Raw genomic sequence first — 20,586 nt, 5'->3', positions numbered from 1 at the left:
GGGTTTAGCTCAGGCCGCGCGCCAAGCGCAACAAGTCGCCACGCCACGCCGCATTCGCCGGCAGCGCCAAAAAGAACGGATTCAGAAACGACTCACGCGCTTCATAGGTGAGCACCTCGCCCTGGATATCCAGCACCTCGCCACCAGCCCCTTCCAGCACCCCTTGCGCCGCGGCGGTATCCCACTGTGAGGTGGGTGCCAGGCGCGGGTAACAATCGGCAGCGCCTTCGGCCAGCAGGCAGAACTTCAGCGAGCTGCCGACACTGGCCAATTGCAGATCACCAAACAGCGCGGCCAGGCCGGCCAGCAGTTGTTCCTGCTCGGGGCTGGAGTGACGACGGCTGGCGACCACGGTAAAGGCTTGCTCCGGTGCCTGCCGAACGCGCACCGCCTGCGGCTCGCCATGGGCGTCGCAGCGCCAGGCACCAATGCCGGCACCGCCGTAGAAATAGCGGCCGGTGGTGGGCATGCCGACCACGCCAAACAGCACCTTGCCGTGCTCCACCAGGGCGACGTTGACGGTGAACTCGTCACTGCCGCTGATAAATTCCTTGGTGCCATCCAGCGGGTCGACCACCCACCAGCGCGTCCATTGGGCGCGTTCGCTAAGGGGGATATCGGCGGCCTCTTCGGACAGCACCGGAATGCTCGGGTCCAGGGCGGTGAGCCCGGCCAGCAGAATATGGTGCGCCGCCAGGTCGGCGGCAGTGACTGGCGAATCGTCGGCCTTGGCGGTCACCGCCACGCCACTGCGCCAGAACGGCAGGATCGCCGCGCCCGCTTCACGGGCCAGGGCCACCACCGGCTCGATCATGGGCAACAGACTCATGGACGCGGCACCGGGTTGAATTCGCCGCGCTGGGTCAGTACATCACGGGCCAGATACAACGCGGCCAGGGCACGACCTTCGCTGAACTGCGGATGCTGGGCCAGGCTCGACAGCTCGCGCAGGCTGAAGCGCTCGACGCGCATCGGCTCGGGCTCATCACCGGGCAGGGTTTCCGGATACAGGTCGCGGGCCAGCACCACCTGAATAACCTGGCTCATATAGCCGGGCGACAGACTCAGCTCGGTCAGGCGTTCCAGCTTGCGTGCGCCAAAACCCGCCTCTTCCTTGAGTTCGCGGTTGGCCGCATCGAGCACGTCTTCGCCGGGTTCGATCAGGCCCTTGGGGCAGGACAGCTGGTAGTCGTCGGTGCCGGCGCAGTATTCCTCCACCAGCAGCACATGTTCGTCGTCCACCAGCGCCACGATCATCACCGCGCCATAGCCGACGCCCTTGCCCACCAACCGTTCATAGGTGCGTTCCACGCCATTGGTGAAGCGCAGCTGCAGTTCCTCGACGCGAAACAGGCGGCTGCTCGCCACAATTTCGCGGTTGAGAACGGTGGGTTTCTGACGCATGGGACGGCTCCTTGGCATGACCTGGCGGGTTATCATAACGCGGGTTTCCGGATTATCGCCGCGCCAGATTGTGCTTGCCGGCTCAATCACGACCCTTTTCCCTTACCGGGTGTGTGAAAACGTCCCCGTCCATCTGCTGAGCTTCCTGTCATGTCCCAACTGCCCTGGTCTGCCATCGACACTGTTCTGCTGGACATGGACGGCACCTTGCTGGACCTGCATTTCGACAACCATTTCTGGCTCGAACACCTGCCCCAGCGCTACGCCGAGGTGCATGGTCTGAGCCGCGAGCAAGCCAATGCGCACATGCTGCCGCTGTTTCGCGACCATGCCGGGCAGTTGAACTGGTACTGCACCGATTTCTGGACCGCCCAGTTGAACCTGCCGATCCGCGAACTGAAGCGTGAAGTGGCGCACCTGATTTCCCTGCGCCCGGATGCCGACAAATTCCTGGTCGCCCTGCGCCAGGCCGGCAAACGCGTGGTGATGATCACCAATGCCCATCGCGACTCGCTGTCGCTGAAGATGGAGCGCATCGAGCTGGCACCCTACTTCGACCGCCTGATCAGTTCCCACGACTATGGTTTCCCCAAGGAAGACCAACGTTTCTGGGCCGCCCTGCAGAACGACTTCGCCTTCGCCCCCGAACGCAGCCTGTTTATCGACGACAGCCTGCCGATCCTGCGTAGCGCTCAGCAGTACGGCGTTGCCCACCTGCTGGCCGTGCGCGAGCCAGACAGCCGCAAAGGGCCGAAAGACACCGAAGAGTTTGTTGCGGTGGAAGATTACCGCCTGCTGATTGAAGGGTTGGTCTGAGGCCACCCGTGTGGAGTGATTAGTTAATGGACATCAAGCAGCTGAAGTTTCTTATCGCCCTCGACGAAACCCGGCACTTTGGCCAGGCGGCCGCGCGCTGCCATGTCACCCAGCCCACCCTGTCGATGCGCCTGCGCAGCCTGGAAGAAGAACTGCAGTTGCCCCTGGTATTACGTGGCCAGCGGTTCGAAGGTTTTACCGAATCCGGCGAGCGTGTTCTGGCCTGGGCGCGCAGCGTGCTGGCCGCCTATGACGGCCTGAATGCGGAGGCGGCGGCCTGCCGCGGCAGCCTGATCGGCACCCTGCGCCTGGGCGTGGTGCCGCTGTCCAGCTACGACCCGATGCCCTTGCTGCAGCGCCTGCACCAGCAACACCCGAGCCTGCGCTTCGAATTGTCGGCGCTGAGTTCCGAACAGATCCTTGAGCAACTGGCGAGCAATCGTCTCGATCTCGGCGTGTCCTACCTCGACCGCCTGAACGCCGAGCACTACGACAGCCTCAACCTGATGCAAACGCGCATGGGCCTGCTGTATGACCAGCGCTACTTCCGCTTCGAAGCGACCGAGCTGACCTGGGAAGCCCTGATCGACCTGCCCCTGGGCCTGCTTTCCAGCGGCATGCACTTTCGCCAATCGATCAACCACAACTTCCGCAGCCGTGGCCTGACGCCCGTGCCGCTGCTGGAAACCGATGTGGTGCATCAGCTGGTTCAGGCCGTACATGGTGGCCTGTGCTGCGCGATCATGCCGCTCTATGGCGGCCTCGATATGCTTACCCAACACCTCAAGTTGCAGCCCATCGAAGACGCCAAGACCCTCGCACCACTGGGCCTGATCATGCGCCGCAGCGCGCCGCGCTCGTCCTTGGCCGAAGCCTGTTTTCAGGAAGCCGGCGCAATGTTGCTGGAGTCCTGACCTCGTACCCGGAGGAGCGCCTTCAGCCGCGAAGCTCTTAAGCTCAGGAGCATCGCGGCTGGAGCCGCTCCTACGGGACAGTGGCTTTCGAGGCTGATCATCGACGCCATCTATCACCACATCAGCGCTAGCGATTAGACGGCCTCTGCCAACCGGCCTAATCTGTTCAAATAACGATCAACCGAACCTCGTGCAACTCGGTGACGACAATGAACGCCAAGCGCCAACCTCTCGCGGCGGCCTCCGCCTGTGCCCCTGCGTCCCCCCTTAGCGAAGCCAGCCATAGCTACAGCTTTTGTGAGCTGGAGCACAGTGTGGCTGCGCCTGCCGAGCTGGCCGAAGAAGTGGCGCTGGCCATTGCCTTCAATGGCATCAGCCAGGCGGTGATGCTGGTCTCACCCAATGATCTGGAAGATTTCGTTATCGGCTTCAGCCTGGGTAGCGGCATTGTCGAGTCCATCGACGAGATTTATGACCTCAAGCTCAGCGGCACCGGCTCGGCCCGTCAGGCCGAGGTGCAGATCAGCAGCCGCGCCTTCTGGAACCTCAAGCAACAGCGCCGGCAGATGACCGGCACCAGCGGCTGCGGCCTGTGTGGCGTAGAAGCGGTCGAACAGGCCCTGCCGCAGCTCACCCCGCTGAACGCCGCGCCGCTGCCGCCTGCCGCCTGGCTGGCCGGCCTGCGCCAACGCATCAACGACTTCCAGCCCCTCGGCCAACACTGCGGTGCCGTGCATGCCGCACTTTTTATGGATAACCAGGGCGAACTGCTGCTGGGCCGGGAAGACATCGGCCGGCACAACGCGCTGGATAAATTGATCGGTGCCCTCACCCGCCAGCAGATTTCCACCCACGGCGGCCTTGCCCTGGTCACCAGCCGCTGCAGCCTGGAGCTGATCCAGAAAGTACTGCGCGCCGGTATCACTACCCTGGTCAGCCTGTCGGCGCCTACCGGCCTGGCCGTGCAATGGGCCCGCCGTCACCACCTCAATCTGATCCACCTGCCGCACAAGAGTGCGCCGCGGGTCTATAGCCCGGAGTTCCCGCAATGAGTCATCAGGCCGACACCAACCCCAGCCAGCGCTATAAGCCGTACAAAGGCGCAGCGGGCGGCTGGGGGGCGCTGAAAAGCGTGGCGCACTTCTGGCTGGAGAGCGACAACGCCCTGAAGAACATCCGCACCCTGCTGAAAACCAACCAGCACGGCGGCTTCGACTGCCCCGGCTGCGCCTGGGGCGAATCGTCGGAAACCGGCATGGTCAAGTTCTGTGAGAACGGCGCGAAGGCGGTCAACTGGGAAGCCACCAAACGCCGGGTGGATGCGGCGTTCTTTGCCAAGCACAGCGTCAGCACCCTGCGCGAACAGAGCGACTACTGGCTGGAGTATCAGGGCCGCCTCACTGAGCCGATGGTCTATGACCCAGCCAGCGACCACTACAAAGCGATTTCCTGGGACGCCGCCTTCGAGCTGATCGCCCAGCACCTCAATGCCCTTGCCAGCCCCAACCAGGCCGAGTTCTATACCTCGGGTCGGGCCAGCAACGAGGCGGCCTTTCTCTATCAGCTGTTTGTGCGCGCCTTCGGCACCAACAACTTTCCCGACTGCTCGAACATGTGCCACGAAGCCAGCGGCGTAGCCCTGGGCCAGAGCGTCGGGGTGGGCAAGGGCACGGTCACCTTCGATGACTTCGAACATGCCGAAGCGATTTTCGTCATTGGCCAGAACCCCGGCACCAACCACCCACGCATGCTCGAGCCCCTGCGCGAAGCGGTGCAGCGTGGTGCCCAGGTGGTGTGCCTGAACCCGCTGAAAGAACGTGGCCTGGAACGTTTCCAGAACCCCCAGCACCCGATCGAAATGCTCAGCAACGGCGATCGCCCGACCAGCACCACCTTCTTCCGCCCGGCCCTCGGCGGCGATATGGCCGCCCTGCGCGGGATGGCCAAGTTTCTCCTCAAGTGGGACCGAGAAGCCCAGGCCAAGGGCAAATCGGAGGTCTTCGACCATGCCTTTATCGCCCAGCACACCACCCAGGTAGAGGCTTATCTGGAGGTAGTGGAAACCACGTCGTGGGAGCACATCATTGAACAGTCCGGCCTGAGCAAGGCCGAGATCGAGCAGATGGCGCGCATCTACCGCAATGCCGGGCGGGTGATCATGTGCTGGGCCATGGGCATCACCCAGCACCGCCATTCGGTGCCGACCATTCAGGAAATCGCCAACCTGATGCTGCTGCGCGGCAACATCGGTAAGCCCGGCGCCGGCCTGTGCCCAGTGCGTGGCCACAGCAACGTGCAAGGCGACCGCACCATGGGCATCAACGACCGGCCGCCGGCGTTTTTCCTCGATGCGCTGGAACGCCGTTTCGACTTCAAGGTGCCGCGTGAATTCGGCCACAACACCGTGGAAGCCATTCACGCCATGCTCGATGGCCAGGCCAAGGTGTTTATCGGCCTGGGCGGCAACTTCGCCCAAGCCACCCCGGACACGCCGCGCGCCCACCAGGCCCTGCAGAACTGCGACCTCACCGTGCAGATCAGCACCAAGCTCAACCGCAGCCACCTGACCCTGGGCAAACAGGCGCTGATTCTGCCGTGCCTGGGCCGCACCGATATCGACCGCCAGGCCAACGGCCCGCAGGCGGTGACCGTGGAAGACTCGTTCAGCATGGTGCATGCCTCCAACGGCCAGCTGCAGCCACTGAGCCCGCAGATGCGCTCGGAGCCGGCGATTGTCGCCGGCATCGCCGCCGCCACCCTGGGCAACAAACCGGTGAACTGGCACTGGCTGATCGAAGACTACGACCGCATCCGCGAGCTGATCGCCGACGTGGTGCCGGGTTTCCAGGGCTTCAACCAGCGCGCCCGCGATCCGGGTGGTTTCTACCTCGGCAATGCCGCCGGGCAACGGCGCTGGAACACCGCGTCGGGCCTGGCCAACTTCAAGGCCAACCTGTTGCCTGAACACCTGATCCACGAAGGCATTCGTGCCCGTGGCGAAGTGCCGGACCTGATTCTGCAAACCATGCGTTCCCACGACCAGTACAACACCACCATCTACGGCCTGGACGACCGCTATCGCGGCGTGAAAGGCCAGCGCGATGTGGTGTTCGCCAACGAAGCCGACATCATCCGCCTGGGCTACAAGCCCGGGCAGAAGGTGGATGTGTTGTCGTTATGGGGCGATGGCCGCGAGCGGCGGATCAGCGGCTTTACCCTGCTGGCCTTCGATATCCCCGCCGGCCAGGCCGCCGCCTACTACCCGGAAACCAACCCGCTGGTGCCGCTGGAAAGCGTCGGTGATGGCAGCTATACGCCGACCTCGAAATTCGTCGCCATCCGCCTGGAACCGGCACGGGATAACGGGCGGATTATCTAAACCACCGCAGCCTCTGTAGGAACGGCTTCAGCCGCGATGCTCTGAACATCAAAAGCATCGCGGCTAAAGTCGCTCCCACAGGCTATCGCACTCCATTGTGGGAGGGGCTTTAGCCGCGGGCTGTTGCGCTTAGCCGCAGAGATTAACGCTTTTGAGCGGCGACGATCCACGGCTCAAAGCGCTTGCCGAAGGCCAGCTCGACGCTGACCTTGCTGCGCTCATCGACGCTGTAGTCGTAGTAATTCCACGCGGCAAATACCTCGCGCCATTGGCTGCCGACGTTGAGGTCGGTGAGATCGACATACAAGGAGAACTCCGTGGTCGCTTCCAGGCCGATGGAGTCGGCGGCACCGTAGCGCAGGTCCGCGTGCGCCAGGGCATAACGCTGTCCGTCGGGATATCGCGCGCGTAATGCTTTGGCATCCAGCCCGGCATCGACCACATAGAGGCGACTTGCAAGCGCCACGCGCTCAACCTCCAGCTCGGCCGACTTCAACTGGTCTTGCGCCTCGTCATCGGGATGCGCGGCGACTGCCTGCCTGGCCGCGCTCAACGCCGCCTCAGCGGCTTGTTGCTGCGCATGGAACGCCGGGCCGTCGAGCTCCAACACCACCAGCCCGCTACGTTGGCGGCGCTCCCTCCAGCCCAACGACTGGCCGTCCTTACCCCAGACCTCGAAGCCCAGGGCCAGCAGCTTGTCCGCCGTGACCCAGCCATCTGCCACGCGGGCGTTGAGGCTCAAGACTTTGCTGCTGTCATCGCTGTCGTCCAGAAAGCCGCGGTAGCTCACCGACAGCTCCCGTTCGGACAAGCGCAACACGCTCTCCGGCTCGCCACTGCGGTTGTAATACACCCCGCCCAGCACCACGGCGTTGGTCAGCAGAATCAGCCCGGCACCCAGCCAGAAGGTACGTTGCAACGGCTTCATACGGCACCTCCCGACGCCTTGACGGCATAGCGGCGCAAGCGTTGCAGCAGCACCAGCAAGAGCACCGCAATCACGCCCAACGCCAGGAAGAACAGGTACTTGGGCAGCTCCTCCCACCACCAGTCGAACAGCTTGGTGTAGAGATACAGCACGCCGAACACCGTGCTCGTGTTGCTCACCTCACGCCATCCACACGCGATGCCCAGCCAAACCCCGAGCCCGGCCAGAACAAAACCCAGGTACTGGTACAGCGACTCAACCGTCGTGGCATCCAGAGCCAGGTAACTGCCCTCGCCCCAGAACGACAGCACCAGCACCGGCAAAAATACGAACAGCAAGGCGAATACCCGGTACAGCGCGGCAAAGCCGGCAAAGCGGCTGTGCTTGATCAGCAGCGGCACGCAGAACAACAGCACGGCCGAGGGAAAGAAGTTCTCCGGACGATTGCCCACCGACAGCCAGTAACCGCCACCAAAGGCACCGACCCGCGCCGCGATATAACCACCGACGCAGATCAACCCTGCCGCCAACAGCAGACGCAGGTTGCATTGGTAAGCCAGAAGAAAGGCCAGCATGCCCCAGGGAATCAGGGCCTTGTCCGAAGGGGTGATATTGAAGATCTGCCCGGCCAGGGACAGGTTCAGCACAAAGGCGACAAAGGCTAAAAGCGCCGCCAGTTTGGTGTAGTAGCCGCTGCGGTCATGGCCATGCAGCCACACCGTCAGAGCAAAGGTACCGAGGCTGGTGCCAAGCAGAATACCCGCCTGCTGGATTTCGCTGAACAGCCCCCAGAACTGGTGGAACAGAAAGAACAGACTGGCCGCCAGGGCCAAGGCCCCAAAAAACGAGGCGGCGCGCATGCCCAGCGAGAGCTGGCGGGAGCGCTCGTCGGCGTCGATATTCAGAGTGGTGGAAAAGTGCTGCAGCAGTTGCCGGTGATGCTCATCGACCTGCTGACGCTGCTCGGGCTCGAGGGTTAACACGTTCTCGGCCTGCAGCTGCTTGAGCTCCTGGCGAAACGCCTCGATCTGACCGAGCCGTTGCTGTGCCTGTTCGGCGTTCATGCCTACTCCTTGGCGGGGGGGGGAAAGTGCAGGCGAGTTTGGCAGAAAGACGCCGAACCGAACACCGCGTAGGAGCGGCTTCAGCCGCGATGCTTTTGGCCTTGAAAAGCATTGCGGCTGAAGCCGCTCCTACGGTTTTTTGGCGAGAATCAAGAAGCCTCAGACACAGCCAAAAAAGGAAAAGTTTCCTAGTTAAAACATATATTTACCAAACGTGAACGAAGTCGTACCAATCGTCGTTTAGCGCTTGTTTGCGTATCGCCACCGATACAGGATCGGCGCGTCTTTTCCTACATAGGTTCGTTCCTGCATGAAGTACTCGCGCATTTTCCTGCTGTCCCTTGGCCTGCTCGGCAGCCAGGCGTTCGCCGCCGAAGGCAATACCGAAGCCGGTATCGGCGGTGCATTGGGCGGTGTGTTGGGCTCGGTGGTGGGTGAACAGGTGGGTGGCTCCACCGGTGCCGCGATTGGTGCCGGTGTCGGCGGCGCAGCCGGTGGCGCAGTGGGTGCACGCAAGGGCAACAAGACCGAGGCAGCCATTGGTGGCGGTCTGGGCGCGGCGGGCGGCAATGTGATCGGCAACAAAATGGGCGGCAGCACTGGCGGCCTGATCGGTGCCGGCCTGGGCGGTGCCGCCGGTGGCGCGCTGGGCAACAACTATGGCGACGCCAGCCAGGCCGATGACGAGCACGAAAGCCATGGCGGCAAGCGCAATTACCGTCACGACAATGGCCATCACTACGGCCAGAAAAAACATAAGCATCGTCGTCACGACTAAACAAAAAAACCGCCCGATTGGGCGGTTTTTTATGGGGGCAGACAAAGGCTCGACAAGAAAATACGCGGCTGTGGGAGGGGCTTCAGCCGCGATCCGCCTGGCCTGAAACCGGTGCTGTTGAAGATCAACAACATCGCCGCTGAAGCCCCTTCCACCTAGCCCTCGGTAGCCAGGGAAATCAGTCAGCCCACCAGCAAATCACTCAGCGCCTTGCGCAAGCCATCCGGAATACTCACCGGGCGGTTGCTTTCGCGGTCGACAAATACGTGCACAAAGCGCCCCGCCGCACAGGCCTCGTCCTCGCCAGCTTTGAACACTGCCAGTTCGTATTGCACCGAGCTATTGCCCAACTTGCCAACCCGCAAGCCGATCTCGATGCGTTCCGGAAAGGCGATGGAGGCGAAGTAGTCGCAGGACGAGCTGACCACAAACCCCACCACCGCACCGCCATGGATATCCAGGCCGCCGACTTCGATCAGGTAGGTGTTCACCGCGCTGTCGAAGAAGCTGTAGTAGGTCACGTTGTTCACATGGCCGTAGACGTCGTTGTCATGCCAGCGCGTGGTGATCGGCTGGAAGTGCGCATAGTCGCTGCGCGGGTGTTGGCGGTCGGTCATCGGTGTACTCATCAGTAAGCGGCTTGGTAGATCGCCAGGGCATCGGCTTCGGTCACGGCGCGTGGGTTATTCACCAGCAGGCGTTGCTGCAGCATCGCGTCGCTGGCCAGTTGCGCGAGCATCGCTTGCGGCACGCCAGCATCACGCAAACGGCTGGGCAGACCATGGCGTTCATTGAGCGCCGACAGTTCGGCAATAAATTGCTCGGTCAGGCTCTGCGCATCGCCGGCCTGGAGCTTGTCGCCCAGCAGCAACGGTGCCAGTTCGGCATACAGCGCGCTGGCCGAGCTGGCATTGAAGCGCAGCACATGGGGCAGCACCAGCGCGTTACTCAGGCCATGGGGAATATGGAAGTGCCCACCCAGCGGATAGGCCAGGGCATGCACCGCCGCCACCGGCGCGTTGGCAAAGGCCTGGCCCGCGAGCAAGGCACCGAGCAGCATGGCTTGGCGGGCGCTGCGGTTCTGGCCGTTGTGCACCGCTTCGTGCAGGTTGGCGGCGAGCAGACGCAGGGCTTCGCGGGCGAGCAGATCGGACAGCGGATTTTTCTTCAGGGCGCTGGTGTAGGACTCGATGGCATGCACCATGGCGTCGATACCGGTAGCGGCGGTGACGGCCGGCGGCAGGCCGAGGGTCAGGTCGGCATCCAGCAGCGCCAGGTCGGGCAACAGCAGGGGCGAGACCACGCCCATCTTGGTGGTTTCGCCCGTGGTGATAATGGCGATCTGGGTGACTTCCGAGCCGGTGCCGGCGGTGGTCGGCACCTGGATCAGCGGCAGGCGCTGGCCCTTGGCATTGCCCACGCCGTAGATATCTTTCAGCTCCTGCTGACAGTCCGGGTGCGCCAGTAAAGCGACGAGCTTGGCGACGTCCATGGAGCTGCCGCCGCCAAAACCGATGACCAGTTGGGCGCGCAGCTGACGGGCCTGGGTCACCGCTTGCAGCACAATGGCTTCGGGTGGATCGGCCACCACCTGATCGAACACCGCCACGCTCAGGCCTTCATCGGCAAAGCCCGGCAGCACCTCGTTGAGCAGGCCGAACCTGGTGATACCCGGGTCGGTGACGATCAGCACCGAGCTGGCCCCGCGCTCACGGCACAGGGCGGCCAGGCGGCGAGCCGAGCCGGATTCGCAGATGATCTGCGCGGTGGTGGCAAAGCTGAACGGATGCATGGCGATCTCCTTAAGGTGAAGGCGGTGTAACAGCGCGAGGCTGGCGGGCGAAAAAGGCCCAGATGGCTTCGGGTGCGTTGAAGCCTTCGGTGTTATGCCCCAGCAAACGCGGGGCGCGGTAAATCGGTTGCGGCACCAGATGACCGCCGCCGGCCAGGGCATATAGCGCGACCTCGTGTTTCCCCGCCGCCTGCCACTGCTGCAAGCGTACGGTTGCACTCGGTTCCTGCTGCACATTGGCCTTAGCCGAGTAACCACTCAAGCCGGCGAAATAAGCCACGGTATCGGCCGAAGAGCGCACGGTGCCACGATTGCCCAGACCGAACAGGGTGACCTGGCCACCGTTGAACGGGTTGATCGGGTCGTCGGTGCCATTCACCACCAGCACCGACACCGCTTGCCCGCTGCTTTGGCAGGCGAGGTTATCGTTAGTCGGCAGACTAGCTGATACCGCCGCCACACCGGCGAGCAAGTCGGGCTGCTCCAGGGCCAAGCGGAAACCCAGGTGGCCGCCGCTGGAATAGCCGGTTAAAAAAGCCCGCGAACGGTCGATGTGTTGCTGCTCGGCGAAGCGCTGAATCAATGCGGCGATAAAGCCTTTGTCATCGACGTTTTGCCTGCGCGCCGGGTAGTCGGCGGCCTTGCGGCAGTCGTTCCAGTTGTTCTCGAAACCTTGTGGGTACACCACGACAAAACCCTGGGCGTCGGCCAGGCGCTCGAACTCGTAGCCGGTGTAGGTGCGGATGTCCTCCGTGGTTTGCAGCGAGCCGTGCAGCACGAACAGCAACGGCGGGTTGGCCGGCAGTTGTTTAGGCACGTAGTAGCTGTACTGGCGGTCCAGCGCACCAACCTGGATATGGTCGTGTTGCAGGCTGGCGCTCAGGGTCGGCGGATTAGGCCGGGGGGCGTAGGCGAAGTAGGCGTACAGACAGGCGAAAAGGCCCAGCAGCACGATCAATACGCAAAAGAGCTTTTTCATCCTGATCCTCTTTTTGTTGTTTTCAGGATTTATCGCGGCTGAAGCCGCTCCTACGGATTGCGCGTAGGAGCGGCTTCAGCCGCGATTTGGTCAGAAAGCGAAGTGCGCTTCCGGCAACGCCATCAGGCAATCCGCCCCACCCAGCAACATCTCCCGGTGACTGCTAGCCCGCGGCAGCACCCGGCGCATATAGAACCGCGCGCTGTGCAGTTTGGCGGTGTAGAAATCCACCTCGCCGGTGCCGGCATCCAGCGCATCCTGCGCCCGTGCTGCCGCTTGCAGCCATAGACCGGCCAGCAACACATACGAGCTGTATTGCAGGAAGTCCACCGAGCAGGCACCAATCTCTTGTGGGTCGCGGTTGCTGGCGGCCAGTACGTCGGCGGTCAGGTCGCGCCATTCGTGCAGACGCTCCTGCAGCGGCTGCACCAGATCGGCCAGTTCACTGCGCCCGGCTTGCGCGTCGCACAGCGCGGCGAATTCATCTTGCAGGGCATTGAGTTCGGCACCGCCATCGCCGAGCAGTTTGCGCCGGATAAAGTCCAGCGCCTGAATGCCGTTGGTGCCTTCGTAGATCTGCGTGATGCGGCTGTCGCGCATCAGCTGCTCCATGCCCCACTCGCGGATATAACCGTGGCCGCCGTAGATCTGCACACCGAGGCTGGCCACTTCCTGGCCCATGTCGGTGAAGAACGATTTGACGATGGGGATCAGCAGCGCCACGCGCTTGCTGGCCACTTTGCGTTCGGCCGGGTCCGGGTGACCGTGCTCGAGATCAAGCTGGCGCGCGGTGTAGGCCGACAGCATGCGGCTGCCTTCCACCAGGGTTTTCTGGGTCAGCAGCATGCGGCGCACATCAGGGTGCACGATGATCGGGTCGGCGGCTTTATCCGGCGCGGCCGGGCCGGTGAGGGCACGGGATTGCAGACGCTCACGGGCATAACTCAATGCGCCCTGGTAAGAGCGTTCGGCAATGCCCAGGCCTTGCAGGCCAACCTGGAAACGCGCGTCGTTCATCATGGTGAACATGCATGCCAGGCCCTGGTTGGCATTGCCGATCAGCCAGCCTTTGGCGCCGTCGAAGTTCATCACGCAGGTAGCGGCACCCTTGATGCCCATTTTGTGTTCGATGGCACCGCAGCTCAGGGTGTTTTTCTCACCCGGCGCGCCATTGGATTTGGCGATGTATTTGGGCACCAGCAACAGGCTGATGCCTTTTACGCCGGCCGGGGCATCGGGCAGACGGGCGAGCACCAGGTGGACGATGTTCTCGGACATGTCCTGCTCACCGCCGCTGATAAAAATCTTGCTGCCGGTCACCGCATAACTGCCGTCGGCTTGCGGCTCGGCCTTGCTGCGCAGCAGGGCCAGGTCGGTGCCGGCCTGCGGTTCGGTGAGGCACATGGTGCCGGTCCAGCTGCCGCTAACCATCTTGCCCAGATACGCGCTCTTCAGTTCTTCGCTACCGTGCTTGTACAGCGCCAGCACGGCACCTTCGGTCAGGCCGGAATACACGCGAAACGACAGGCTGGCGGCCATCAGCATTTCATGGAAGCTGGCGGCGACCATCTGTGGAAAACCCTGGCCGCCGTATTGGGTCGGGCCGGTCATGCTGGCCCAGCCGTTATCCACATATTGCTGGTAGGCATCGCGGAAACCGGTAGGTGTGGTGACCTTGCCATCGACCAGGGTCACGCCCTCTTCGTCGCTGCTGCGGTTGAGCGGTGCCACCACTTCACCGGTGTAACGCGCGGCTTCTTCCAGCACGCCATCCACCAGTTCGCGGTCCAGGCCGTTGTCGAGCAGCGCGCAGTGGGCACCGACGTCGAACATTTCGTGTAGCACAAAGCGCATATCGCGCAGGGGGGCTTGGTAGCTCATAGCGAACCCTCTTTGACGTCGGCGAAGCGTTTGCCGCTGGCCGCCAGTTGTTCGATCAGCGCCGCTGGCTGCCAGTGGTTGCCGAGGTGGCTTTGCAGGGTGCGCAGGCGCGCGAGAATGTCGTCCACGCCCTGGCTGTCGGCCCAGCTCATGGGGCCGTCTTTCTCTTTCGGGAAGCCGTAGCCGTTGAGGTAGACCAGGTCGACGTCATGGCTGTTGGCGGCGATGTTTTCTTCGAGGATTTTCGCCCCTTCATTGACCAACGCCAGCAGGCAGCGCTCGAGGATTTCTTCCTGGCCAATCGAGCGGCGCTTGAAGCCCAACTGCTCGGACACCTGCAGCACCAGCGCGTCCACTTCCGGATCATGCTCGGCCTGGCGGCTGCCTTCGGCGTAGCGGTAGTAACCCATGCGCGCCTTCTGGCCGAAGCGGCCGAGGGCGCACAGGCGATTATCGACCTGCACGGCCGGCTCGTCCTGGCCCTTGCCGGCCAGTTCACGGGCACGCCATTCCAGGTCGATGCCAACCACGTCGTACATGCGGAACGGGCCCATGGCAAAACCGAAGCCTTGCAGCGCGGCGTCAACCTGATGCGGATAAGCGCCTTCAAGCAGCAGCATGCGCGCCTCTTTCACATAGGTATGCAGCATACGGTTGCCGATAAAACCGTCGCAGTTGCCGGCCACCACGCTGACCTTGCCGATGCGTTTGCCCAGGGCCACGGCGGCATCCAGCACGGCCTTGGCGGTTTTCTCGCCGCGTACGATTTCCAGCAGTTTCATGATGTGCGCAGGGCTGAAGAAGTGCAGGCCGAGGACCACCTCTGGACGTTTGGTAACCTTGGCGATGGCGTCGATATCCAGGGCCGAGGTGTTGCTGGCGAGGATCGCGCCCTGTTTTACGGTTTCATCCAGGGTGCGGAAAATCTGCTGCTTGAGTTCGAGGTTTTCGTAGACCGCTTCGATCACCAGATCGGCATCGGCCAGGGCTGCGTAGTCGTTTACCGGCGTCACGCAGGCCAGGCGGGCAATGGAGTCTTCAACACTGATGCGGCCAAGTTTGACGTTATGTGCGTTGGTGTCGGCGACCACAGCCATGGCCTGTTCCAGCATCTGCGCATTGTTGTCCAGCCACAGCACCTGAATACCGGCATTGGCCAGGCTCATGACAATGCCCCGGCCCATGGTGCCGGCGCCGATTACGGCGGCGCGTTGAATATCGAAGCTGCTTTGGGTCATCTCGGACTCCTTTTATTAGAGGGCTGGCCAACAAGCGGGCAAAACGCAAAAACGCCCAACACCATAAGTAAAGCGCTACTATTTTTGAAATTTAGTCTTGTGATATTTGGCATTCACCCAATGAATATATCCACCTTCGACCTCAACCTGCTGCGGGTGCTCGACGCCTTGCTGCGCGAATGCAATGTATCGCGGGCCGCGGAGCGCCTGTCGTTGAGCCAGCCGGCAGTGAGCAATGCACTCAATCGCCTGCGGATATTGCTCGACGATCCGCTGCTGGTGCGCGTCGGCCGCGCCATGCAACCGACCCCGCGGGCGCAGGCACTGGCCGGGCCGATTCACGCGGCCTTGCAGCAGATCGAGCAGAGCCTGAGCGCCGGCGAGGTGTTTGATCCGGCGCACAGCAAGCAGCATTTCAAGATAGCCGTGACCGACTATGTGGAGCTGATCTGTATGCCGCGCCTGATCGAGCAGCTTAGTCGGCTGGCACCAGGCATTTGCATCGAGATCCATCACCTGAGCCCGACTCTGCCCAGCGATGCCCTGGACAAAGGCGAGCTGGATCTGGTGCTCGGTCGCTTCGAAGAGATTCCTGCGCGCTTCGCACGCCGTCACTGGATGAGCGAAACCCTGCAGCTGGCGGTCCGCGATGGGCATCCGTTGCTGGCGGCGGAACAGCTGCTGGACCTGCCGCGCTTTCTCGCCCTGCATCATCTCTGGGTGCATGGCGGGCAAACCCGCGGCATGGTCGATCAATGGCTGGGGGATCAGGGCCTGAGCCGCACCATCACCTACACCACGCCGAACTATCTGCAGGCCGCGCATATCGTCGCCAGCAGCGATCTGGCGGCGGTATTGCCCAGTCAGCTGGCGCAGCATTTCGCTACCCTGCTGCCGCTAAAGCTGTGGCCGCTGCCGATGCCGCTGGGGCCCTTTCACCTGGAAATCGTCCACCTCGGTCAACGTCTGCGCGACCCGGCACTGCAGTGGTTGGTGGAGCAGATTGTGCTGATTGGTCAGCCCGAGGCTTGAGAAATAGCTACGTTCGTCGGCTTTTCCCCATGACCGCGCCTGGCAGCGCGCGGCATAAGGCAAAACGCGTTGTTGCAACCGCCCGGCAGGCGATTCGCCACAGCCCTTTGCCCATGGTCAATCAAGCGTAGCGGCGGCGAATTTCAACCAGGCCGGGTCAGCGGCGAGGGCAAAAAGTTCTAGATCATCTGCTTCCGGTGGCTATGCCGCATCCGCCTAAGAAGCCCCGGTGTACGCCCTTACACTGTCACTCCCGGGCCATAAAACCAGGGAGAACCTTATGCCCTTAGCCATCGACAGCCTAAACAACGCCTACTACACCAGCACGCCGTTAGTGCAGAACAACCTGCAAACCAACGCCACGCAGGCCAGCACCAGCACCTCCCTGGCGGAGCGGCTGGCGGCCAACAACGAAGCGGCCCTCGCCCGTCAGCAAACCCTGCAGGAAGAGCGTGAGCTGCGCGCCCAGGAACAGCGTGAGACGCAGCAGGAGCGTCAGACTGAACTGCGTGAAGAGGCTCAGCAGCGGATTCAGGACTTGCAGGACCAGCTGGCTCAAGCGCGGCTGGACGCCTTCAACCAGCAGCAGGACGACCTGAACAACCCGTTCTCAGCGGAGAACCTGGCGCGCCAGCAGCTGGGTGTAGAGAGCAATCCACAGAGCTTCGGGCCTGATCCCAACCAAGTGACCACCCGGGTCGCCACCCAGGCGATTGCGGTTTATCAGGAAACCCAGGCGGGGCCGGATCTGCTTAATCGGGGTCTGGTGGCCTAATCTCGTTCCCGTAGGATCGTGTTTGTACGCGAAAAAACATTGACCCTTTTAGCCATCCACCCGGTCAACTTCTGTAGGTATACCTAGAGGAGAACGACTATGAAAAAGTGGATATTCGCTGCCTGCTGTTTGCTGACCCTGGCGGGTTGCTCCAGCGATTACATCATCAACACCACCGACGGCCAGATGATCAATTCCCAAGGCAAGCCAGAGCTTGATGAAGAGACTGGCCTGCTGGAATACGAGGATGCCGAGGGCAACTCGCAACAGATTCCGCAAACCCAGGTGAAACAGTTGATCGAGCGCTGATACCGATCAGGCTGGATAAAAAAACCGCCCTCGAGGGGCGGTTTTTTTATGCCTGGCAGCGATCAGTCTTTGCCGCGGGCGTATTGGTTGGCGAGGAAGTCTTCCTGCAACAGAGCATCGGTGTCCTCTCCGGTGCTTTCGCTCAATTCGTTGGGAATATGTCCGGTGGACAGGGTTTTCGCGTCCAGACGGCCCATCAGGTGCTCCAGGGCATGGCGCATTTTTTCTGCCGCGCCTTCAACGGCGAGGTCGAGGGATTCGGCTTTGTGGGTGACGGACAGCGGCTGGTGGCCTTTAGGGCGGGCCTCGATCTGGCAGCGCTTGTCTTCGGCACCGGCCTTGGCGCCGTTTTCGTCGCTGAGGTGAATTTCCAGACGGGTGAGAAAATCGTCGAAGCGTTCCAGACGATCACTGACGGCGGCACCCACCCACTCCTGAAGACGGGCACTGCCTTGCATATCGTTGCTGTTGACTTGAACTTGCATAGCTACCTCGTTTACGACGGTTGTAGGTGTTGGAGACAGGTATACAGGCAAGGTTCAGGTAAAGCATTGATCTATATCTGCCCGGATGTTTCTGACGGATAGCCTCCCGTTGGGCTTCGCTGCGCTCAACCCAACCTACGCGCATCGGTGGAGATCGATCGGCCATAAAAAAGCCGCCCGAGGGCGGCTTTTTTAAAACATCGGGCTCTTACAACTGAGGACCGGCGTTTTTGATGGCGTCAGAAACGTCGAACTTCTTGAAGTTCTCAACGAACTGTTGCGCCAGACCTTTGGCCGCTTCGTCGTAAGCGTTGCCATCAGCCCAGGTGTTGCGTGGGTTGAGCAGCTTGGTTTCAACGCCAGGTACCGACTTCGGTACGCTGAGGTTGATGATCGGCAGGTGCTCGGTTTCGGTACCGATCAACGCGCCGCTCTGGATTGCTGCAATCACGCCACGGGTGGTGGGGATGTTGAAGCGGTTGCCAACGCCGTAGCCGCCGCCAGTCCAACCGGTGTTGACCAGGTAGACCTTGGAGCCGAAGCCACGGATACGCTTGATCAAAAGCTCAGCGTATTCACCAGCCGGACGCGGGAAGAACGGAGCGCCGAAGCAGGTGGAGAAGGTCGACTTGATGCCGCCGCCGGAACCCATTTCGGTGGAACCGACCAGCGCGGTATAGCCGGACAGGAAGTGGTAGGCCGCTTGCTCTTCGTTGAGGATCGACACTGGTGGCAGCACGCCGGTCAGGTCGCAGGTCAGGAAGATCACCGCGTTCGGCTCGCCACCGAGGTTTTTCTCCGAGCGCTTGTCGACCAGTTCGATCGGGTAAGCGGCGCGGCTGTTCTGGGTCAGGCTGTCGTCGGCGTAGTTCGGCAGACGGGTAACCGGGTCGAGCACCACGTTTTCCAGAACGGCACCGAACTGAATGGCTTTCCAGATAACCGGCTCGTTCTTCTGCGACAGGTCGATGCACTTGGCGTAGCAGCCGCCTTCGATGTTGAACACGCTGCCCACGCCCCAACCGTGCTCGTCGTCACCGATCAGGTAACGGCTTTCATCGGCCGACAGGGTGGTTTTACCGGTGCCCGACAGACCGAAGAACAGGGTCACGTCGCCTTCTTCGCCGATGTTGGCGGCGCAGTGCATTGGCAGCACGTCGACGGCCGGCAGCAGGAAGTTCTGCACGGAGAACATGGCTTTCTTCATTTCGCCGGCGTAACGCATGCCAGCGATCAGCACTTTCTTGGCGGCGAAGTTGAGGATCACGCAACCGTCGGAGTTGGTGCCGTCACGCTCAGGTACGCATTCGAAACCTGGAACGTTGAGCACTTGCCATTCGGTTTTGCTGCTCGGGTTGTAGGCAGTCGGTTCGATGAACAGGCAACGGCCGAACAGGTTGTGCCAAGCAGTGGTGGTGGTCATTTTGACCGGCAGGTAGTGGGCAGGGTCTGCGCCTACATGCACGTGGGAGACGAAGCGGTCGGTAGTGCCGGCGAAGGCTTCTACGCGGTCCCACAGGGCGTCGAACTTGTCAGCAGGGAACTTGCGGTTGATCGGGCCCCAGGCAATAGCAGCCGAGGTGCCTGGCTCGTCAACGATGAAACGGTCGACTGGCGAACGGCCAGTGCGGTGGCCAGTGCGGACAACCAGCGAGCCGTTGGCGGCAAGTTCGCCTTCGCCACGACGGATGGCCTCTTCGACCAGTTGTGCGGCGCTAATGTCGGTGTAAACGGCGTTATTGGCTTGCGTCATATGGGGTCCCCGTCGGCCTCGAGCCGAGCCTCCAAACGTTTTGTAGTAACGATCAAAAAACTACTACATATAAAAAAGTGGCCGGATTATGCCAGAAAGCACAATTCAGGTGCAGCCTCTGATCAGTTTCACTGGGCGCTGAACGCCCTGCATTATCAGTGCCGGGTATCGGAGGGGGATTTCACCCCACCACCGGCGAACAATTGCGCGACATCGGCGGCATCGAATGCATACCGCTCGTTGCAGAACTGGCAGTCGATAACGATGCTGCCACCGCTTTCCACCAGCAGCGCTTCTGCATCCGGCTCACCCAGGCTGACCAGCGCGTTGGCCGAACGGTCCCGCGAGCAGCTGCATTTGAATTGCAGTGGCTGCGGATCGAACAGGCGCAGGTTTTCCTCGTGGTAGAGGCGGTGCAGCAGGGTCTGGTTGTCCAGGCCCAGCTGCTCTTCGGCACTCAGGGTGTCGGCCAGCACGGTGACGTGCTGCCAACTGGCGGCGCGTTCTTCTGCGTCGGTGATGCGCTCGGCTGGCAGCTGCTGCAACAGCAGACCACGGGCACGGCGGCCATCGGCGTTGAGCCAGAAGCGCGTCGGCAATTGCTCAGATGTCGCGAAGTAGTCAGACAGGCATTCCGACAGATTGATTCCGTCGAGGCCGACAATCCCTTGATAACGCTGACCTTTAGTGGGGTCGACGATCAGGGTCAGTACGCCTTCAGGCATCAGTTCACGCAAGCCGGCGTCCGCCGTCACTTGCTCTTCGTGGTAGCGGGCGATGCCGCGAATTTCGCGGTTGCTCGAGCATTCCACCATCAGCAGCGGCACGGCACCGGAGCTGCGCGCCTGCAGAATCAGCAGGCCATCGAACTTCATGGTACCGACCAGCAGCGCCGCAGCGGCCAGCAGTTCGCCGAGCAGTTGCGCTACGGGTTCCGGGTAGGGGTGTTTGGCCAGCACATGGGCATAGCTCTCACCGAGGGACACCAGCTCGCCGCGCACATCGCTGTCGTCGAACATAAAGCGTTGGGAAAAATCAGACATAGCGGATTCGCAACCT

The 20,586-nt window shown here is 62.0% G+C and carries 20 protein-coding genes; 8 read left to right on the top strand and 12 right to left on the bottom strand.

The window, feature by feature from the left end; all coding sequences use genetic code 11:
• Positions 1–4 precede the first annotated feature (4 nt).
• Together cysQ and nudE are read right to left on the bottom strand one after the other, a co-directional pair.
• The gene (cysQ, locus tag ACVW0Y_RS02865) at positions 5–829 is read right to left on the bottom strand and encodes a 3'(2'),5'-bisphosphate nucleotidase CysQ (protein WP_457435932.1); all 825 of its coding nucleotides are present in this window, start codon (positions 827–829) and stop codon (positions 5–7) included.
• Positions 826–1,404 (bottom strand): ADP compounds hydrolase NudE, encoded by a 579-nt coding sequence (gene nudE, locus ACVW0Y_RS02860; protein ID WP_457435931.1) that lies wholly within the window; start codon positions 1,402–1,404, stop codon positions 826–828. Before nudE ends, cysQ begins: the two co-directional genes overlap by 4 nt.
• A 150-nt stretch (positions 1,405–1,554) precedes the next feature.
• On the opposite strand from nudE, the gene yrfG reads away from it, so the two are divergent.
• The 4 genes from yrfG to ACVW0Y_RS02840 all read left to right on the top strand — a co-directional run bounded on the left by yrfG (position 1,555) and on the right by ACVW0Y_RS02840 (position 6,513).
• A complete protein-coding gene (gene yrfG / locus ACVW0Y_RS02855; protein ID WP_457435929.1) occupies positions 1,555–2,220 on the top strand; it encodes a GMP/IMP nucleotidase in 666 nt (221 codons plus the stop codon).
• 26 nt (positions 2,221–2,246) lie between these two features.
• Entirely contained in the window at positions 2,247–3,134 is an 888-nt protein-coding gene (locus ACVW0Y_RS02850; RefSeq protein WP_457435927.1) for a LysR family transcriptional regulator, read from the top strand.
• Between the two features lie 209 nt (positions 3,135–3,343).
• Complete coding sequence (fdhD, locus tag ACVW0Y_RS02845; RefSeq protein WP_457435924.1) at positions 3,344–4,186, top strand: formate dehydrogenase accessory sulfurtransferase FdhD; 843 nt, start codon at positions 3,344–3,346, stop codon at positions 4,184–4,186.
• Positions 4,183–6,513 carry an FdhF/YdeP family oxidoreductase gene (locus tag ACVW0Y_RS02840; protein ID WP_457435922.1) on the top strand — a complete coding sequence of 777 codons (2,331 nt, stop codon included), beginning with the start codon at positions 4,183–4,185 and terminating at the stop codon, positions 6,511–6,513. Before fdhD ends, ACVW0Y_RS02840 begins: the two co-directional genes overlap by 4 nt.
• A 142-nt stretch (positions 6,514–6,655) precedes the next feature.
• On the opposite strand, the gene ACVW0Y_RS02835 is transcribed toward ACVW0Y_RS02840, so the two are convergent.
• Together ACVW0Y_RS02835 and ACVW0Y_RS02830 are read right to left on the bottom strand one after the other, a co-directional pair.
• Positions 6,656–7,441, bottom strand: coding sequence for a DUF4824 family protein (locus tag ACVW0Y_RS02835; protein ID WP_457435920.1), 786 nt, complete (start codon positions 7,439–7,441; stop codon positions 6,656–6,658).
• Positions 7,438–8,505: a DUF2157 domain-containing protein gene (locus ACVW0Y_RS02830; RefSeq protein ID WP_457435918.1), complete on the bottom strand. Its 1,068-nt coding sequence runs from the start codon at positions 8,503–8,505 to the stop codon at positions 7,438–7,440. Before ACVW0Y_RS02830 ends, ACVW0Y_RS02835 begins: the two co-directional genes overlap by 4 nt.
• A gap of 310 nt (positions 8,506–8,815) precedes the next feature.
• Here ACVW0Y_RS02830 and ACVW0Y_RS02825 point away from each other — a divergent pair, with 310 nt between their 5' ends.
• A complete protein-coding gene (locus ACVW0Y_RS02825) occupies positions 8,816–9,283 on the top strand; it encodes a glycine zipper domain-containing protein (RefSeq protein ID WP_457435917.1) in 468 nt (155 codons plus the stop codon).
• Between the two features lie 182 nt (positions 9,284–9,465).
• Here ACVW0Y_RS02825 and ACVW0Y_RS02820 read toward each other — a convergent pair whose 3' ends face one another.
• The 5 genes from ACVW0Y_RS02820 to ACVW0Y_RS02800 all read right to left on the bottom strand — a co-directional run bounded on the left by ACVW0Y_RS02820 (position 9,466) and on the right by ACVW0Y_RS02800 (position 15,173).
• Entirely contained in the window at positions 9,466–9,900 is a 435-nt protein-coding gene (locus ACVW0Y_RS02820) for an acyl-CoA thioesterase (protein WP_457435916.1), read from the bottom strand.
• Positions 9,901–9,911: 11 nt separating this feature from the next.
• Positions 9,912–11,075 (bottom strand): iron-containing alcohol dehydrogenase, encoded by a 1,164-nt coding sequence (locus tag ACVW0Y_RS02815; protein ID WP_457435915.1) that lies wholly within the window; start codon positions 11,073–11,075, stop codon positions 9,912–9,914.
• 10 nt (positions 11,076–11,085) lie between these two features.
• Entirely contained in the window at positions 11,086–12,054 is a 969-nt protein-coding gene (locus tag ACVW0Y_RS02810; RefSeq protein ID WP_457435913.1) for an alpha/beta hydrolase family esterase, read from the bottom strand.
• Positions 12,055–12,144: 90 nt separating this feature from the next.
• A complete protein-coding gene (locus tag ACVW0Y_RS02805) occupies positions 12,145–13,935 on the bottom strand; it encodes an acyl-CoA dehydrogenase C-terminal domain-containing protein (protein ID WP_457435912.1) in 1,791 nt (596 codons plus the stop codon).
• Positions 13,932–15,173, bottom strand: a complete 1,242-nt coding sequence (locus tag ACVW0Y_RS02800) for a 3-hydroxyacyl-CoA dehydrogenase NAD-binding domain-containing protein (protein WP_457435911.1) — start codon at positions 15,171–15,173, stop codon at positions 13,932–13,934. Before ACVW0Y_RS02800 ends, ACVW0Y_RS02805 begins: the two co-directional genes overlap by 4 nt.
• 120 nt (positions 15,174–15,293) lie before the next feature.
• On the opposite strand from ACVW0Y_RS02800, the gene ACVW0Y_RS02795 reads away from it, so the two are divergent.
• The 3 genes from ACVW0Y_RS02795 to ACVW0Y_RS02785 all read left to right on the top strand — a co-directional run bounded on the left by ACVW0Y_RS02795 (position 15,294) and on the right by ACVW0Y_RS02785 (position 17,289).
• Positions 15,294–16,205 (top strand): LysR family transcriptional regulator, encoded by a 912-nt coding sequence (locus ACVW0Y_RS02795; RefSeq protein ID WP_457435909.1) that lies wholly within the window; start codon positions 15,294–15,296, stop codon positions 16,203–16,205.
• 280 nt (positions 16,206–16,485) lie between these two features.
• On the top strand, positions 16,486–16,980 hold the full coding sequence (locus ACVW0Y_RS02790; RefSeq protein ID WP_457435907.1) for a hypothetical protein: 495 nt from the start codon (positions 16,486–16,488) through the stop codon (positions 16,978–16,980).
• 99 nt (positions 16,981–17,079) lie between these two features.
• Positions 17,080–17,289, top strand: coding sequence for a YgdI/YgdR family lipoprotein (locus ACVW0Y_RS02785; protein ID WP_457435905.1), 210 nt, complete (start codon positions 17,080–17,082; stop codon positions 17,287–17,289).
• Between the two features lie 62 nt (positions 17,290–17,351).
• Here the strand turns inward: ACVW0Y_RS02785 and ACVW0Y_RS02780 are convergent, their stop codons facing one another.
• The 3 genes from ACVW0Y_RS02780 to hslO all read right to left on the bottom strand — a co-directional run bounded on the left by ACVW0Y_RS02780 (position 17,352) and on the right by hslO (position 20,570).
• A complete protein-coding gene (locus tag ACVW0Y_RS02780) occupies positions 17,352–17,774 on the bottom strand; it encodes an HPF/RaiA family ribosome-associated protein (protein ID WP_457435903.1) in 423 nt (140 codons plus the stop codon).
• A 208-nt stretch (positions 17,775–17,982) separates the two neighbouring features.
• The gene (locus ACVW0Y_RS02775; RefSeq protein WP_457435902.1) at positions 17,983–19,527 is read right to left on the bottom strand and encodes a phosphoenolpyruvate carboxykinase; all 1,545 of its coding nucleotides are present in this window, start codon (positions 19,525–19,527) and stop codon (positions 17,983–17,985) included.
• Between the two features lie 155 nt (positions 19,528–19,682).
• Positions 19,683–20,570 carry an Hsp33 family molecular chaperone HslO gene (hslO, locus tag ACVW0Y_RS02770; RefSeq protein ID WP_457435900.1) on the bottom strand — a complete coding sequence of 296 codons (888 nt, stop codon included), beginning with the start codon at positions 20,568–20,570 and terminating at the stop codon, positions 19,683–19,685.
• Positions 20,571–20,586 lie beyond the last annotated feature (16 nt).

Source organism: Pseudomonas sp. TE3786 (assembly GCF_054057335.1).
Note: the sequence above shows the minus strand (reverse complement) of the source record. Positions and strands in the feature narration are given on the sequence as shown.